This window comes from Candidatus Binatia bacterium, assembly GCA_029248525.1.
In the GTDB taxonomy this organism is placed as follows: domain Bacteria; phylum Desulfobacterota; class Binatia; order UBA12015; family UBA12015; genus UBA12015.
The window spans coordinates 1-15,002 of record JAQWJE010000040.1; the positions used below are offsets into that span (position 1 = coordinate 1).

Here is a 15,002-nt window from a genome sequence, read left to right on the forward strand (position 1 = left end):
TGATTTTTCACGCATGAAGGGACTTTTGAAGTATCCGGTAGTTTTTGACGGTCGGAACGTGTACGACCCGGCTCGTATGGAAGAAGCAGGCTTTACGTATTATTCGATGGGTCGACCGACGGTGGGGCCGGGGCTGAAATGAGTCGCCGAATCCTGATTACCGGTGGTGCCGGATTTATTGGCTCGCATCTGGCCGACCGCCTTCTTGCGGACGGAAACGAGGTGATCGCTATTGATAACCTCGCCACGGGGCATACCCGAAATATCGAGCATCTGGCCGGGAATACCAACTTCCGCTTCATCCACCATAACGTCACCGAGTATATTTATATCGAAGGCCATCTGGATGTTGTGCTGCACCTGGCCTCGCTGCCCAGTCCCGTCGATTATCTGAAGTTGCCGATTCCGACACTCAAGGTCGGCGCGCACGGAACCCACAAGGCCTTGGGGCTGGCGCGAGCAAAGGGCGCGCGTTTCATGTTGGCCTCGACGTCCGAAGTTTATGGCGACCCGCTCGTGCATCCTCAGCCAGAGGACTACTGGGGGAACGTGAACCCGGTCGGGCCTCGCGGGGTCTATGATGAGTCGAAGCGCTTCGCCGAAGCGATGACCATGGCGTATCATCGCTACCACGGGCTGGACACGCGGATCTTTCGTATCTTCAATACCTACGGCCCACGGATGCGTCCGGATGACGGACGAGTCGTGACGAATTTCATCAACCAGGCGCTCCATGGTCAGGACCTGACGGTCTATGACGACGGATCACGGACGCGAAGCTTTTGCTACGTGAGTGATCTGGTCGAGGGCATTCTTCGATTGATGGACTCCGATGAAGTCGATCCCGTCAATCTGGGCAATCCCGGCGAGATGACGATTCTGGAATTCGCGGAAGTCGTGCGCCGATTGACCGGTGAAGTCTCGGCGCTGAACCATGTCGTGCCGACGGACGAGAGGACCAAGGACGACCCTCAAGTTCGCCGACCGGATATCACCAAGGCCCGCAAGGTATTGGGGTGGGAGCCTCAGGTCAGCCTGGACGAGGGGCTTGGGCATACGATCGAGTATTTTCGGGAGCTCTTTGCCGCGCCCTGATCCGTCCCCGAGCAACTGAGGCAGGTTCTGCGCGAAGCATCGTTGTCTGATAGGCTGGAGCCTCGGACCACGGCTTCATGAATACGGAACGCATTCGGAATTTCTCGATCATCGCTCATATTGACCATGGCAAGTCGACGCTTGCCGATCGACTGCTGGAGCAGACGGGTACGGTAAGCTCCAGAGAAATGCAGGCTCAGCTCCTTGATGACATGGATCTCGAGCGGGAGCGGGGCATCACGATCAAGGCACGAGCCGTTCGTCTGACCTATCTGGCCGATGACGGTGAGCAGTATATCCTCAACCTCATCGACACTCCGGGGCATGTGGACTTCCATTATGAGGTTTCGCGGAGCCTGTCGGCCTGCGAAGGCGCTATTTTGGTCGTCGATGCCGCACAGGGCGTGGAGGCCCAGACCCTCGCGAACGTCTATCTCGCTCTCGACAACGACCTCGAAATTCTTCCGGTCCTGAACAAGATTGATCTGCCATCGGCGGACCCGCCTCGGGTGCGCGCAGAAGTCGAGGATATGATCGGGCTGGATGCCAGTGATGCTCCCGAGGTCTCGGCCAAGCTCGGTACGGGGATCAAGTCGATTCTCGAACAAGTGGTGGCCCACGTGCCTCCGCCGACGGGTCGCCCGGAGAATCCCCTCCAAGCTCTGATCTTCGATTCCTGGTTCGATCCATACCACGGTGCTGTCGTGCTGATGCGCGTGAAAGAGGGCGTTGTTCGCAAGGGGGACCGCATTCGCTTGATGGCGGCCGGAGAGGAATACGATGTGACCCGACTCGCCGTGCTGGCACCTCAGGCAACTGAGGTGCCGGAGTTGGGCCCGGGCGAAGTCGGCATCTTGATGGCCTCGATCAAGGAGATCGAACACGCTCGTATCGGCGATACGGTGACCTTGGCCAAAAAGGGTTCCACTGAGGCATTGCCTGGATTCCAGGAAGTAAAGCCGATGGTCTTCAGCGGCCTTTATCCGACGGATGGAAAGCAATACGAGGCACTGCGCACCGCTCTGGAAAAGCTGAAGCTGAACGACGCTGCGTTCTCGTATGAGGCCGAGAGCTCGATCGCATTGGGTTTCGGTTTCCGCTGCGGTTTCCTCGGGCTGCTGCATATGGAAATCGTCCAGGAGCGCCTCGAGAGAGAATTTTCTCTCTTGTTGATCACCACCGCTCCTACGGTCGCCTATCGAGTCACGGATACGGCTGGCAATGTACTTCTCGTCGACAGTCCCTCCAAGCTGCCGGAGCCAACCGAGGTCGAGAAAATCGAGGAACCGGTCATTCTGGCGACCGTACATCTGCCCACGGAATATCTGGGTTCGGTTTTACGGTTATGCGAGGACAAGCGCGGCACCCAGAAGGAGATCCGCTATGCGGGTGAAAACCGGGCTCTGCTTGTCTACGAAATGCCCCTCAACGAGGTTGTGGCTGATTTTTACGACCGACTGAAAACTCTCTCTCGCGGTTACGCTTCGCTGGACTACGAGATGCATGATTTCGTCGAAAGCAAGCTGGTCAAGCTGGACGTGCGGATCAACGGCGATGTGGTGGACGCCTTGTCGTTGATTGTTCATCGTGACCGAGCCTATGCTCGTGGTCGCGAACTGACGTCCAAAATGAAGGAACTCATTCCGAGGCAAATGTTCGAAATTGCCATTCAGGCCTCTCTGGGCAACAAGGTCATTGCACGGGAAACGGTCAAGGCTCTGCGCAAGAATGTCACGGCGAAGTGCTACGGTGGCGACATTTCACGCAAGCGAAAGCTGCTCGAGGCGCAGAAGGAGGGCAAAAAACGAATGAAGCAGGTCGGGAACGTCGAAATTCCTCAGGAAGCCTTCCTCGCGGCCTTGAAGGTGGAATCTTGAGTCGAGAGAAAGCAGCGCCCGGAAAGTCCATTGTCCGGGAATGGGCCGAGGCCATCATCGTGGCGTTGCTTTTGGCCCTTTTCATAAGGACTTTTTTCGTTCAGGCCTTCAAAATCCCTTCCGGATCGATGCTGCCGACACTGCAGATCGGGGACCATTTGCTCGTCAACAAGCTGCTTTATGGCATCCGGGTCCCAATTGTCGGAAAGCGATATTTTGACTTCTTCGCGCCGGAGAGAGGGGATATCATCGTCTTCGTCTTCCCGGAGGACCCCGCCAAGGACTTCATCAAGAGAGTCGTGGGCATCCCGGGCGATGTGCTTGAGATTCGCGAAAAAAAACTATTCCGCAACGGCCAGATGGTCGATGACGGAGATGAGCCTTATGCCCAGTACCTCGACCAGTCACAGAATAAAGTCCCCCGAGACAATTGGGGACCGGAAACGGTTCCCGAAGGAAATGTCTTTGTATTGGGGGACAATCGTGACCGGAGCTATGACTCCCGGTTCTGGGGCTTCGTGCCCTTTGAGAACATCAAGGGCAAGGCCGTCGTCATTTATTGGTCCTGGGACGGAGAAGAAACCTGGGTTCGGTTCAATCGTATCGGAAACCTTCTGCAGTAGAACCGGCTCTTCAGCCGATCGAGCATTGTTTTCGAGTTTCCAGCCGGCTCCCGGGGGTTCTCATTTTCGTTCCACGTTCTATCTAAACGGCCCTGATAGGGGCCATGTTCCCGGAGGAAACCCATGTCCCTGAGTGAGAAGCTCAAAAATCACGAAGCCCGTGTCGGCGTCATCGGCCTCGGCTACGTTGGTCTGCCCTTGGTTGTCGAAATGGCGGAAGCTGGTTTCGAGGTTGTTGGAATCGATTCCGACCCACGCAAGGTGACCGAGATTAATGAAGGTCGCTCGTATATTGGCGACGTCAAAACCGAAACACTCGCGGCTCTGGTCAAGGCGGGCAAGATCTCGGCGACAACGGATCCAAGCATCCTGGCCGAACTTGATACCGTCAGTATCTGTGTTCCCACGCCTCTGTCCAAGACCAAGGATCCCGACGTCAGCTACATTCTGTCGGCGGTCTCCTCGATCAAGAAGCATCTGAAGTCAGGCCAGTTAATCGTTCTGGAGAGTACCACCTATCCTGGAACGACAGACGAATTGATTCGAACGGAATTGGAAAGCGAAACTTTCCAGTCGGGCAAGGATTTCTTCCTCGCCTTCTCGCCGGAGCGAATCGATCCGGGCAACAAAACTCATGGGACGCGTAATACGCCCAAGGTTGTTGGCGGGATCACTCCTCGCTGCACGGAACTCGCGGTGCTGCTCTATTCGCAGTTCATCAAGACGGTGGTGCCCGTGTCCAGTGCGCGAACTGCCGAGATGGTGAAGCTGCTGGAAAATACTTTCCGAAGCGTCAATATCGGCCTGGTCAACGAGCTGGCTTCGATGTGTGACACCCTCGGTGTTGATGCCTACGAAGTGATCGATGCGGCAGCGACCAAGCCCTTCGGCTTTATGCCTTTCTACCCGGGGCCGGGTCTCGGCGGGCATTGTATTCCCATCGACCCCCATTACCTTGCGTGGAAGTTGAAGGCGCACGATTTCACCGCACGCTTCATCGGATTAGCGTCCGAAGTGAACCAGAAAATGCCGGCGCTGGTCGTCGAGAAAGTCGCGGATGGACTGAATCACCACGGCCGTGCCGTAAAGGGCTCTCGGGTCCTGGCTCTCGGCGTTGCCTATAAAAAGGACGTCAGCGATATGCGTGAGTCGCCGGCCTTGTCGGTAATCCATCAACTCGTCGAGCGCGGTGCTTCCGTCAGCTATCACGATCCCTATGTGGCCGAGATGGTGACCGAAGATGGTGCCATGGCCAGTGTGGAGCTCTCGGAGGAGACTTTGCGGCTCACTGATTGCGTGGTCATCTTGACCGATCATACCGAGTACGACATCTCGTGGGTGGTCGAGAATTCCCGTCTGGTGGTCGATACTCGAAACACAACCCGCGGCTTGGAAGATCGGTTTGGTGAAAGGATCATCAAATTGGGTGCGCCGGCTGGGTACTCGCAGCCGCAGGTCAAGTTGGCCGAAAGCGCCTGATTCGTATCGGCATGAGAAGAAAGAGGGCGGGTCCTTGGCGGGCCCGCCCTTTTTTTATGCCGCGATGACGTGCTCCCAGTGGCGCGAGTTGCTGGACCTTTCGATGGCCTCGAGGACCTGAAGATTTTGTCGTCCGTCGGAGAAGTTCGGTGATGGCGACGAGCCTGTCGCTACGGCAGCCAGAAAGTCGAGGATGGTATTGGTGAAGCTGTGTTCGTACCCCAGGAGATGTCCCGGCGGCCACCAGCCCTCGACGAAGGGATGGGACTCGTCGGTTGCCAGAATGGTGCGGAAGCCACTTTCGCTTCCAGCTTCTTCATAGAATTCCAGCTCGTTGAGTCGCTCGAGGTCAAACGAGAGGCTGCCCTTCTCGCCATTGATTTCAAACCTGTTGGCGTTCTTCCGGCCAGCGGCAAATCGAGATGCCTCCATCGTCCCGATGGCACCATTTTCGAAGCGCAGCAGGCTCAGGGCAGCGTCGTCGACATCGACCGCTCCGGTGCCTGATCCGTCTTCCAGGGGGCGCTGGTCGACGAAGGTCGTCAAATGACCGCTGACTTCGAGGATCTCGCCGACAAGGTGGCGGGCGAGGTCCAGCGAGTGTGATCCGATATCGCCGAGCGCTCCGGATCCGGCCCGGGTCTTCTGGAGCCGCCAGACCAGAGGGAACTCGGGGTCGATGATCCAGTCCTGGAGGTAGGTTCCCCGGAAATGGAAGATGCGTCCGAGGCGGCCCTCCTCGAGCAGTCGTTTGGCCAGAGCGACGGCGGGTACGCGGCGGTAGTTATGGCAGAGCATATGGACGATGCCGGCAGCTTCGGCGGCTTGCTCCATCGCGAGAGCCTCCGTGACCGTATTGGTCAGCGGCTTCTCGCAGAGAATCGCCTTGCCTGCGGCTGCCGCGGCAATCGCGATCTCCGCGTGCGAATCGCCCGGCGTACAAATGTCGACGATGTCGATATCGTCGCGTTGGATGACTCTCTGCCATGAGGTATCCGACTCCGCGAAGCCAAGGGTCTCCGCTGCGATCTCCGCGGCTTTGGCATCGCGGCCGCAGACCACCCTCAATTCGGGCGTGAGTGCCGGCTTTGCGAAATGTTTGGCCTGTCGCCAGGCATTGGCGTGGGCCCGCCCCATGAATTGATAGCCGATCATGGCGACTCGTGCGGATGTCTTCTTCATCGGATCAGCTCCGGTAGGGTTCTCGGCCAATGCCTTGAACCGGAATGTTTTGCGCGGGAAGCACCTCGGCCTGCAGCGCGTACATGGACGCCGCGGCTTCGTCGATATGCCGGGTGAAGGCGACCGATCCCGCGAGGATAGGCTCGAGTGCTTCGACTTCCTGCACGCGCGCCGGAGAGTATTCATGCTCGACGATCAAGGGTGTGTTCTCGATGTCGAGATCGAGAAGCTCCCGCGCAGCCAGTTGGTGGTCGAGCCAATCGACGGTGCGGTTCTGCAGGTAGGCGAGGGGGTCATGCCGAGCGGTGCCGGGCAGTTCGTGCTCGCAAGTGCTGGTCTGCTTTTTCCAGGCATGTCCCTGATCGGCCGGGTTGGGGGATGGCTTGCCGTCGATCCAGTCGCCGCGCTCGACCGTCTGGCCGCCGTAGCCCCACGCCGAAATTCCTCGGGAGTCGGTGACCTGACCTTTGACGTGAAATCCCGTGATCAGAAAGCCATAGCCTTCGTCCTTGAGGTATTGAAAAATACTGCGGGTATCCTGTCCCATCAGCACTGCGTGCGACGGATCATAATGAACGCGGAACTGATCTCCGAGCCCATGCTTTTCGCAGATCCTGTGCAGGGCGATCCAGGTCCCCGGCGCATAAGCAATATTGTTGTAGAAGTTGTCTCCCGTCGTCCAACCGGGCATCGGGCATTGCTCGACCCGGTATTCCAGCTCACGGTCCTTCGCGTACTGCAACAGGGGGATAAAGGACTCCTCGAAGTCCTGAAGGTTTTGATCCATCGACAGGTCCTGATTGCGACCCACGAATCCGCATACAGCCGGAGCACCGAGGGCGGCAGCCGCATCCATGCATCGCTTCATGAAGGCCGATTTCTTTGCCCGGACGGGGGGTGATTCGTGCAACATATTATCGAAATACCCGATATCGGCGATCGTGACTCCGGTTGCGGCAACGGCCCGGTCCACTCGGGCCGCACGCTCGGCGGTGAAGGGTTCGCGGAGGTCGAGGGTATTGGCCACCGGGTCGAGCATTGCCTCGGGCGGGACATCGGCCTCGGACGGGTGCAGGGCTGCCGCCAGTTGGATGCAGTCTGCCGAGAGGCGACCTGCGAATTCCAGCCACTCCTCGATTGCCAGATCCGGGTCGGGGTCCCGTCTTTCTCGGGGGGTCAGTTCCTGAAGTGCCGCGGTCAGCACCCCGAGGGGCATGAAGCGGGGGTGGAATTCCTTGATGGCCATATGATTTTCCTTTCTCGCCGGACGGGGTCTGTAGCTACAACGAATCGAGCGACGCTACAATTTCTCGCAAAAAATGCCCGCTTTCAGATCTCGGCCTTTACATCCGGAATTGCCGGATGTATTCCTCGCAGAGGCCTTTTAAGTGAATCCGGAGAGGTTCGGAAGGGTCGGAGGATGACGATAAACGACGAAGGAGTGCGGGGCCGACTGGTCCTGGATGCTCCAGCCATACAGAGAGCGATCACCAGAATCGCACACGAGATTGTCGAGCGGAATAAAGGCGTCGACGGTCTTGGTATTGTTGGTATTCGTTCCCGCGGCGATTTTCTCGCCAAGCGCCTCCAGCGTGAAGTTGAACGCCTCGAAGGCGTCGAGGTTCCCTTCGGAGCGATGGACATCACGCTATACCGGGACGACCTCAGCCGCGGCGCCGACCATGCTCTGGTCCAGTTGACCGAGATTCCCTGGGAAGTGGCCGGGCGGACCGTGCTGCTGGTGGACGACGTTCTCTTTACGGGTCGGACCGTTCGCGCGGCTCTGGACGCCGTAATGGATTTCGGACGACCGCAAGCAATCCAGTTGGCCGTTCTGATTGATCGAGGCCACCGGGAATTACCGATCCGGGCGGACTTTGTCGGCAAGAATTTGCCGACGCAGCGTACCGAAGAAGTAGAGGTTCATCTCGCCGAGACGGGCGCAGAGGATCAGGTGCGCATTTGGGATCGGGGCGCGCTTGCCGATCTGAAGACGGAAGGACGGTAGGCATATGCTTTTTGAACGTCCGCATTTACTGGGCCTGGAAGGACTGACTGCAGAGGAACTGACCTTCCTGCTCGACACCGCGGAGTCCTTCAAGGAAGTTTCCGAACGGGAGATCAAAAAAGTACCCGCACTCCGGGGGCGGACGGTCATCAACCTGTTCTTCGAGCCGAGCACGCGCACAAGGACATCGTTTGAACTGGCGGCGAAGCGGTTGTCCGCAGACACGGTGAACCTGAACGAGAAAGCCTCGTCGGCGACCAAGGGCGAGACGCTGAGCGATACCGCACGAAATATAGCCGCGATGCGTCCGGATGCGATCGTGGTGCGCCATCCAGCCTCCGGTGCGCCGGACCTGCTGGCGCGCCATGTGGACTGTCCGATTATCAACGCCGGCGATGGTTCCCACGAGCACCCCACGCAGGCCCTGCTGGATCTGCTGACGATCCGGGAGCGCAAGGGCTCGATTGCTGGTCTGACGGTAGCGATTGTCGGTGATGTTCTGCATAGCCGGGTTGCGCGCTCGAATCTCCACGCACTGCTGACGTTGGGGGCCAAGGTGCGCTTTGTCGGCCCGCCGACATTGGTGCCCAGAGAGTTCGCGGCCATGGGGGCCGAGCTTTTTTACAATCTGGAAGAGGGCGTTCGCGATGCGGACGTCGTGATGATGCTCCGCATCCAGCGGGAGCGGATGAACGGCAAGTATTTCTCGTCGCTCTACGAGTATTCGCGACTCTACTGCCTGTCGGTCGAGGCGCTCCAGCGTGCAGATCCCGAGGTGATCATTCTCCATCCGGGGCCAATGAACCGCGGGGTCGAAATTTCCAGTACCGTCGCGGATGGCCCATATTCGGTGATCATGGACCAAGTGACGAACGGCGTCGCGGTCCGGATGGCAGCGCTTTACGTTCTGGTAGGAAGACGGCGTCCCGAGGCCAATGAGGATGATTCGTCGTTCACGGAAACAGAGGAATTTTTGAAAAAGGCGGCACATAGTGAGTGAACCAAGAATTCGGCGAGCGGCCGACAGACCCGTACTGATTGTTGGTGGGGAAGTGATCGACCCTGAAGGTCGACGCATAATGAAGGCAGACGTCCTTCTCGAGGATGGCGTGATTCGCGCGATCGAGCCCGGGCTGCACGCTTCCCGGGCCGGCGGCGAAGATGCTCTGATTATCGAGGCAGCCGGTCGATTCGTGATGCCCGGCTTGGTCGATATGCACGTTCATTTGCGGGAACCGGGCTATGAATACCGGGAAACGATCGAAACTGGCGCTTTGGCGGCTGTTGCGGGCGGGGTGACCAGCGTTGCCTGTATGGCGAATACTCGCCCCGTGAATGATTGCCCCTCGGTGACAAGATTTATTCTGGACCGAGCCGAGCAGGCGGGGCTTGCCCGGGTGCTGCCAGTTGGTGCGGTCAGCGTTGGCCTCGGCGGCGAGCATCTCGCTGAATTCGCGGGCATGGTGGAGGAGGGGATCGTCGCGGTATCCGACGACGGCCTGCCTGTGCGGGATGCCGAATTGATGCGACGCGCACTGGAGTGTGCGCGGCTCTTTGATATCCCGGTCCTCGACCACGCAGAGGACCCGACCCTGGTCGCGGGCGGATGCATGCACGAAGGTGCGGTGTCCCTGCGGCTCGGTTTGCAGGGGATTCCGGCGGCTGCAGAAGACGTGATGGTGGCGCGCGATATTGCGCTGGCGGAACTCACGGGCGGGCACCTGCACATCTGCCATATGAGTTCAGGGCGTGCTGTCGAGATCGTGCGGGCGGCCAAGGCCTCCGGGATCAACGTCACAGCCGAAGTTTGCCCCCACCATCTTGAACTGACCGATGAGGCGGTGGTCCCTTACCGCACCGATGCCAAGATGGCGCCTCCTCTGCGCAGCGAAGAGGACCGGAACGCTCTGCGGGAAGGCCTGGTCGACGGGACGATGGATGCGATTGCTACTGACCATGCACCGCACCATCGAGATGAGAAGGATGTCGAGTTCTCGATTGCCCAAAACGGTGTTGTCGGACTCGAAACGCTGCTGCCTCTGACCCTGCGTCTCGTTGAAGAGGGCGTGCTGGACCTGCCGACCGCGATCGCGCGCGTGACCAGCGAGCCTGCCAAGATCCTCAAGACAGCCTACGGACGAATGGCGGTTGGTGCGCCGGCGGATATCGCCGTCGTCGATGCCGAGCACGAATGGACCGTGACGCGGACCGAGCTCAAATCGAAGGGTAAGAATACGCCCTTCAAGGGGTGGAAGATGCGGGGGCGCGCGACGCAGACGCTCGTGGCCGGCGCTTTGGTTCATGAGCAAATCGAGGCGAAGATGGGCTCCGCCGCGAACTCTGGAGGTGGTCAATGAGTCCTGTCGTATCCAAAGCCGAAACCCGTGAGGAGGCTGTGCTCGTCCTGGCGGACGGGACCTCGTTCCGTGGGCGGGCCTTCGGTGCCGCGGGTGAGGCGTCGGGTGAAGTGGTCTTCAATACCTCGATGTCGGGGTATCAGGAGATTCTGACGGACCCCTCCTACGAAGGGCAGATGGTCGCGATGACGTATCCGGAAATCGGAAACGTCGGCGTGAACCCGGAAGATGTGGAATCGGGCCGGCCCCATGTCGGCGGATTTATCGTTCGGGAGTATTGGCCCGAGCCCTCGAGTTGGCGCGCCAAGCTGAGTCTCGGCGACTATATGAGAGAACATGGCATTGTGGGCATCGAGGATATTGATACCCGCTCTCTGGTGCGCCACGTGCGCGACACCGGAGCGCAGCAGGCCATTCTCAGCCCTGCGGTCGAGGATATTGCGCCGCTGATCGCGCGAGCCGCCGCATTGCCTTCTCTCGAGGGACAGGACCTGGCCAGTCGCGTAACCTGCGATTCGGCTTACGATTGGTCCGAGGGGGGGTGGACGCTCGGCAGCGGCTATGAAGTTCGGGAGCCCGGCCAGTATTTCGTCGTGGCTTTCGATTTTGGCCTGAAGCGTAATATTCTGCGCGGGCTCGTCGAGGCGGGATGTCGCGTGCGCGTGGTTCCCGCGCATACCCCGGCGGCCGAAGTGCTTGCGATGAAGCCCGACGGGATTTTCCTCTCGAATGGCCCGGGCGATCCGGATGCGGTCGCCGGTGCCCGAGAAAATGTCGCGCAGTTGATCGGAGAGCGTCCGATCTTCGGCATTTGCCTGGGGCATCAGATTCTTGGTCTCGCGCTGGGTGGCAAGACCTACAAGCTGAAGTTCGGTCATCACGGCGCCAATCATCCCGTGAAGGATCTGGCTACGGGTAAAGTCGAGATCACATCCCAGAATCATGGGTTTGCGGTCGATACCGACTCTCTGCAAGGGACAGCCGTCCTGTCGCATGTCAATCTGAACGACAATACGGTCGCCGGATTGCGGCACGAGACGCTGCCGCTCTTTTCGGTTCAGTATCACCCCGAAGCATCCCCGGGTCCTCGCGACTCGAATTACCTTTTTCAAAGATTTGTTGAGATGATGGAGGCGAATCCGCGTTAATCATGCCGCGCCGTAATGACATCGAATCCGTATTGCTCATTGGTTCCGGCCCGATTGTAATCGGGCAGGCCTGTGAGTTTGATTACTCAGGAACTCAAGCCTGCAAGGCTCTGCGGGAGGAGGGGTACCGAGTCATTCTGGTGAACTCGAACCCGGCGACGATCATGACTGATCCGGAGTTTGCCGACGCGACCTACGTCGAGCCGATGACGCCGGAAATTCTGGAGCTGATCATCGAGCGAGAAAAGCCGGATGCTCTCTTGCCGACCATTGGCGGGCAGACGGGATTGAACCTGGCCCTCGAAGTGGCCGAGCGAGGCATTCTCGAGAAGCATGGCGTCGAGTTGATCGGCGCGGATGTGGGGGCGATCAAAAAAGCGGAGGACCGGGACCTTTTCAAGACTGCGATGGAGGATATTGGTCTCAGTGTTCCAAGGTCGGGTTACGGGCGGAGCCTCGAGGAGTCCCGCACGGTTCGCGACGAGATTGGTTATCCCATCATCATTCGTCCCTCGCGGACGCTCGGTGGTATGGGTGGTGGCTTCGCTCACAACGACGAAGAGTTTGATGAACTCGTCGCATGGGGATTGGACGCTTCGCCGAATAGCGAATTGTTGATCGAGGAGTCGATCGCGGGTTGGAAGGAATTCGAACTCGAGGTGATGCGCGACAAGGCGGATAATGTCGTGATCGTCTGTTCGATCGAGAACCTGGATCCGATGGGCGTGCACACAGGGGACTCGATCACTGTCGCGCCGGCCCAGACCCTGACAGACAAGGAATATCAAATCCTTCGGGATGCAGCGATTGCGATCATGCGCGAAATCGGCGTGGATACGGGTGGGTCGAACGTGCAGTTCGCGATCGATCCGGATACCGGACGACTCGTCGTCATCGAAATGAACCCGCGCGTATCGAGGAGTTCGGCATTGGCCTCGAAGGCCACCGGTTTTCCTATAGCCAAAATCGCGGCGAAACTGGCGGTGGGCTACACGCTGGACGAAATCGGAAACGATATTACCCGAGTCACGCCGGCCTGCTTCGAGCCTACGATTGATTATGTCGTCACCAAGGTTCCTCGATTTACTTTCGAGAAGTTCCCTCAGGCAGAGGATCGGCTCACCTCGCAAATGAAGTCCGTCGGTGAAGCCATGTCGATGGGCCGGACCTTCCGGGAAAGTATGCAGAAGGCTCTGCGTTCCATGGAAATTGGTATCTCGGGATTCGATGTTTCGGGACGCGACTTGGACGAGGAGCAGTTGCGTGAGGGCCTTCGGGTCCCGAATGCCCAGCGAATCCTTCTCGTTGGCGAAGCTTTCCGACGCGGTTTCTCTCGCGAGACGGTGCACGAACTCTCGAGAATTGACCGCTGGTTTCTGCGTGCAATCGAGGGGATCGTTCTGGATGAGGAAGAGATCGCCAGCGGCGGTCTGTCGGCTCTTGATGCCGAGGCCCTGCGTCGTCACAAGAGGTCGGGTTTCTCTGATATCCGGCTTGGCGAACTCTGTGGCGTGCCTGCGGCTGCGGTCCGCGCGCAGCGCGAGGCTGTCGGGATTCGCCCCGTGTACAAGAAGGTCGATACCTGCGCGGCTGAATTCGAGGCCTACACTCCCTATCTCTACGGCACGTACGAGGATGGCGAATGTGAGTCCGAGCCGACAGATGCCCGCAAGATCGTGATCCTCGGGGGTGGTCCCAATCGTATCGGACAGGGGATCGAGTTTGACTACTGTTGTGTGCACGCCTGTTATGCGCTCTCCGAGGATGGTTTCGAGACGATCATGGTCAATTGTAATCCCGAGACGGTTTCGACGGATTACGATACTTCCGACAAGCTCTACTTCGAGCCCCTGACCTTCGAAGATGTGATGAATATCCTCGACAAGGAGAAGCCCGAGGGTGTGATTGTGCAATTCGGGGGGCAGACGCCTCTGAAATTGGCTGTCGAGCTGGAGAAAGCGGGCGCCCCGATCATCGGGACGCCGCCGGATGCCATTGATCGTGCCGAAGATCGCGAGCGTTTCCAGCAGCTGCTGCAGGATCTGGATTTGCGCCAACCGGCGAATGGAACAGCCCGTTCGGTCGAGGAGGCGGCAAGAATTGCCTCGAGGATCGGCTACCCGGTCCTCTTGCGGCCCAGTTATGTGCTCGGGGGCCGCGCCATGGAGATCGTTCGCGATGAGGACGGTCTTCGCTCCTATATGAAGCGTGCGGTGAAGGCCTCGCCAGACCATCCGGTTCTTGTCGATCAGTTCCTCGACAATGCCATCGAGATCGATGTCGATTGTATCGGCGATGGAACCGACGTTGTTGTGGGTGGCTTGATGGAACATATCGAGCCTGCGGGCGTTCATTCCGGTGATTCGGCATGCTCGCTGCCCCCGCGATCCCTGGATGCGACCACCCAGACCGAGATCCGGAGACAGACGGTCGAGTTGGCGCGGGAGTTGGGTGTCGTCGGCTTGATGAATATCCAATTTGCCGTCCAGAATGGGAAGGTCTTTGTTCTGGAGGTCAACCCTCGCGCGTCCCGGACGGTTCCGTTTGTCTCGAAGGCGATCGGTCGCCCGCTGGCGAAGATTGCCGCTCGTGTGATGTCCGGCAAGACCCTGCGGGAGCAGGGCATTCTCGACGAGATCGTGCCGAAACATTTCTGCGTCAAGGAATCCGTTTTCCCATTCCTGAAGTTCCAGGGTGTGGATACTCTGCTTGGCCCCGAGATGAAGTCGACCGGAGAAGTCATGGGCATCGATCGCGATTTTGCCACCGCTTTCTGGAAAGCTGAGGATGGGGCGAGTTGTTTCCTGCCCCGCAGTGGTCGGGTGTTTCTGAGCGTCCGTGATGAGGACAAGGGTGCTCTGGAGGCGGTTGCCCGCGATTTGATTGGCGCGGGGTTCGAGCTCGTCGGGACCAGTGGTACGGCGAAGTATTTACGCGATTTGGGGATGAAGGCTGAATCGATCAACAAGGTCTTCGAGGGCTCGCCGCATATCGTGGACGCCTTGCGAGCGGGCGAGATTCAGTTTGTCGTGAATACGATTTCCACAGAGCAGTCCGTTCTGGATTCCTTCTCGCTTCGACGTACGGCTTTGGAGACCAAGACTCCATACTTTACGACAATTGCCGGAGCGGGTGCGGCGGCTGAAGGGATGGTGCAGCGAGCCAAGGCCCCGGCGGAAGTCCGCCGGTTGCAGGAGTATCACGCCGAGGACGCGGCTGCGCGGGGGAGCTGA

Annotated in this window: 11 protein-coding genes; 9 read left to right on the plus strand and 2 right to left on the minus strand. The window is 58.9% G+C overall.

Translation table 11 applies throughout. The annotated features are described in order from the left end of the window. Positions 1 to 138: 138 nt before the first annotated feature. From P8K07_09710 to P8K07_09725, 4 genes are all read left to right on the plus strand, one after another. Positions 139 to 1,095, plus strand: a complete 957-nt coding sequence (locus P8K07_09710) for an SDR family oxidoreductase (GenBank protein MDG1958797.1) — start codon at positions 139 to 141, stop codon at positions 1,093 to 1,095. Positions 1,096 to 1,172: 77 nt separating this feature from the next. Further along, on the plus strand, positions 1,173 to 2,972 hold the full coding sequence (gene lepA / locus P8K07_09715; GenBank protein ID MDG1958798.1) for a translation elongation factor 4: 1,800 nt from the start codon (positions 1,173 to 1,175) through the stop codon (positions 2,970 to 2,972). Then, positions 2,966 to 3,595, plus strand: a complete 630-nt coding sequence (gene lepB, locus P8K07_09720; protein ID MDG1958799.1) for a signal peptidase I — start codon at positions 2,966 to 2,968, stop codon at positions 3,593 to 3,595. Before lepA ends, lepB begins: the two co-directional genes overlap by 7 nt. 123 nt (positions 3,596 to 3,718) lie before the next feature. Then, positions 3,719 to 5,074: a nucleotide sugar dehydrogenase gene (locus P8K07_09725; GenBank protein ID MDG1958800.1), complete on the plus strand. Its 1,356-nt coding sequence runs from the start codon at positions 3,719 to 3,721 to the stop codon at positions 5,072 to 5,074. A gap of 54 nt (positions 5,075 to 5,128) precedes the next feature. On the opposite strand, the gene P8K07_09730 is transcribed toward P8K07_09725, so the two are convergent. Together P8K07_09730 and P8K07_09735 are read right to left on the minus strand one after the other, a co-directional pair. Further along, positions 5,129 to 6,256 (minus strand): Gfo/Idh/MocA family oxidoreductase, encoded by a 1,128-nt coding sequence (locus P8K07_09730; GenBank protein ID MDG1958801.1) that lies wholly within the window; start codon positions 6,254 to 6,256, stop codon positions 5,129 to 5,131. 4 nt (positions 6,257 to 6,260) lie between these two features. After that, positions 6,261 to 7,502: a TIM barrel protein gene (locus P8K07_09735; protein MDG1958802.1), complete on the minus strand. Its 1,242-nt coding sequence runs from the start codon at positions 7,500 to 7,502 to the stop codon at positions 6,261 to 6,263. Between the two features lie 174 nt (positions 7,503 to 7,676). On the opposite strand from P8K07_09735, the gene pyrR reads away from it, so the two are divergent. The 5 genes from pyrR to carB are packed head-to-tail and all read left to right on the plus strand — an operon-like array spanning position 7,677 to position 15,002. Next, positions 7,677 to 8,264 (plus strand): bifunctional pyr operon transcriptional regulator/uracil phosphoribosyltransferase PyrR, encoded by a 588-nt coding sequence (gene pyrR, locus P8K07_09740; protein MDG1958803.1) that lies wholly within the window; start codon positions 7,677 to 7,679, stop codon positions 8,262 to 8,264. Between the two features lie 4 nt (positions 8,265 to 8,268). Further along, positions 8,269 to 9,264, plus strand: coding sequence for an aspartate carbamoyltransferase catalytic subunit (locus P8K07_09745; protein ID MDG1958804.1), 996 nt, complete (start codon positions 8,269 to 8,271; stop codon positions 9,262 to 9,264). Continuing rightward, positions 9,257 to 10,621, plus strand: a complete 1,365-nt coding sequence (locus P8K07_09750) for a dihydroorotase (protein MDG1958805.1) — start codon at positions 9,257 to 9,259, stop codon at positions 10,619 to 10,621. Before P8K07_09745 ends, P8K07_09750 begins: the two co-directional genes overlap by 8 nt. Continuing rightward, positions 10,618 to 11,769 carry a glutamine-hydrolyzing carbamoyl-phosphate synthase small subunit gene (carA, locus tag P8K07_09755; protein MDG1958806.1) on the plus strand — a complete coding sequence of 384 codons (1,152 nt, stop codon included), beginning with the start codon at positions 10,618 to 10,620 and terminating at the stop codon, positions 11,767 to 11,769. The genes P8K07_09750 and carA overlap by 4 nt, the downstream gene beginning before the upstream one ends. Before the next feature lie 2 nt (positions 11,770 to 11,771). Further along, positions 11,772 to 15,002 carry a carbamoyl-phosphate synthase large subunit gene (gene carB / locus P8K07_09760; GenBank protein ID MDG1958807.1) on the plus strand — a complete coding sequence of 1,077 codons (3,231 nt, stop codon included), beginning with the start codon at positions 11,772 to 11,774 and terminating at the stop codon, positions 15,000 to 15,002.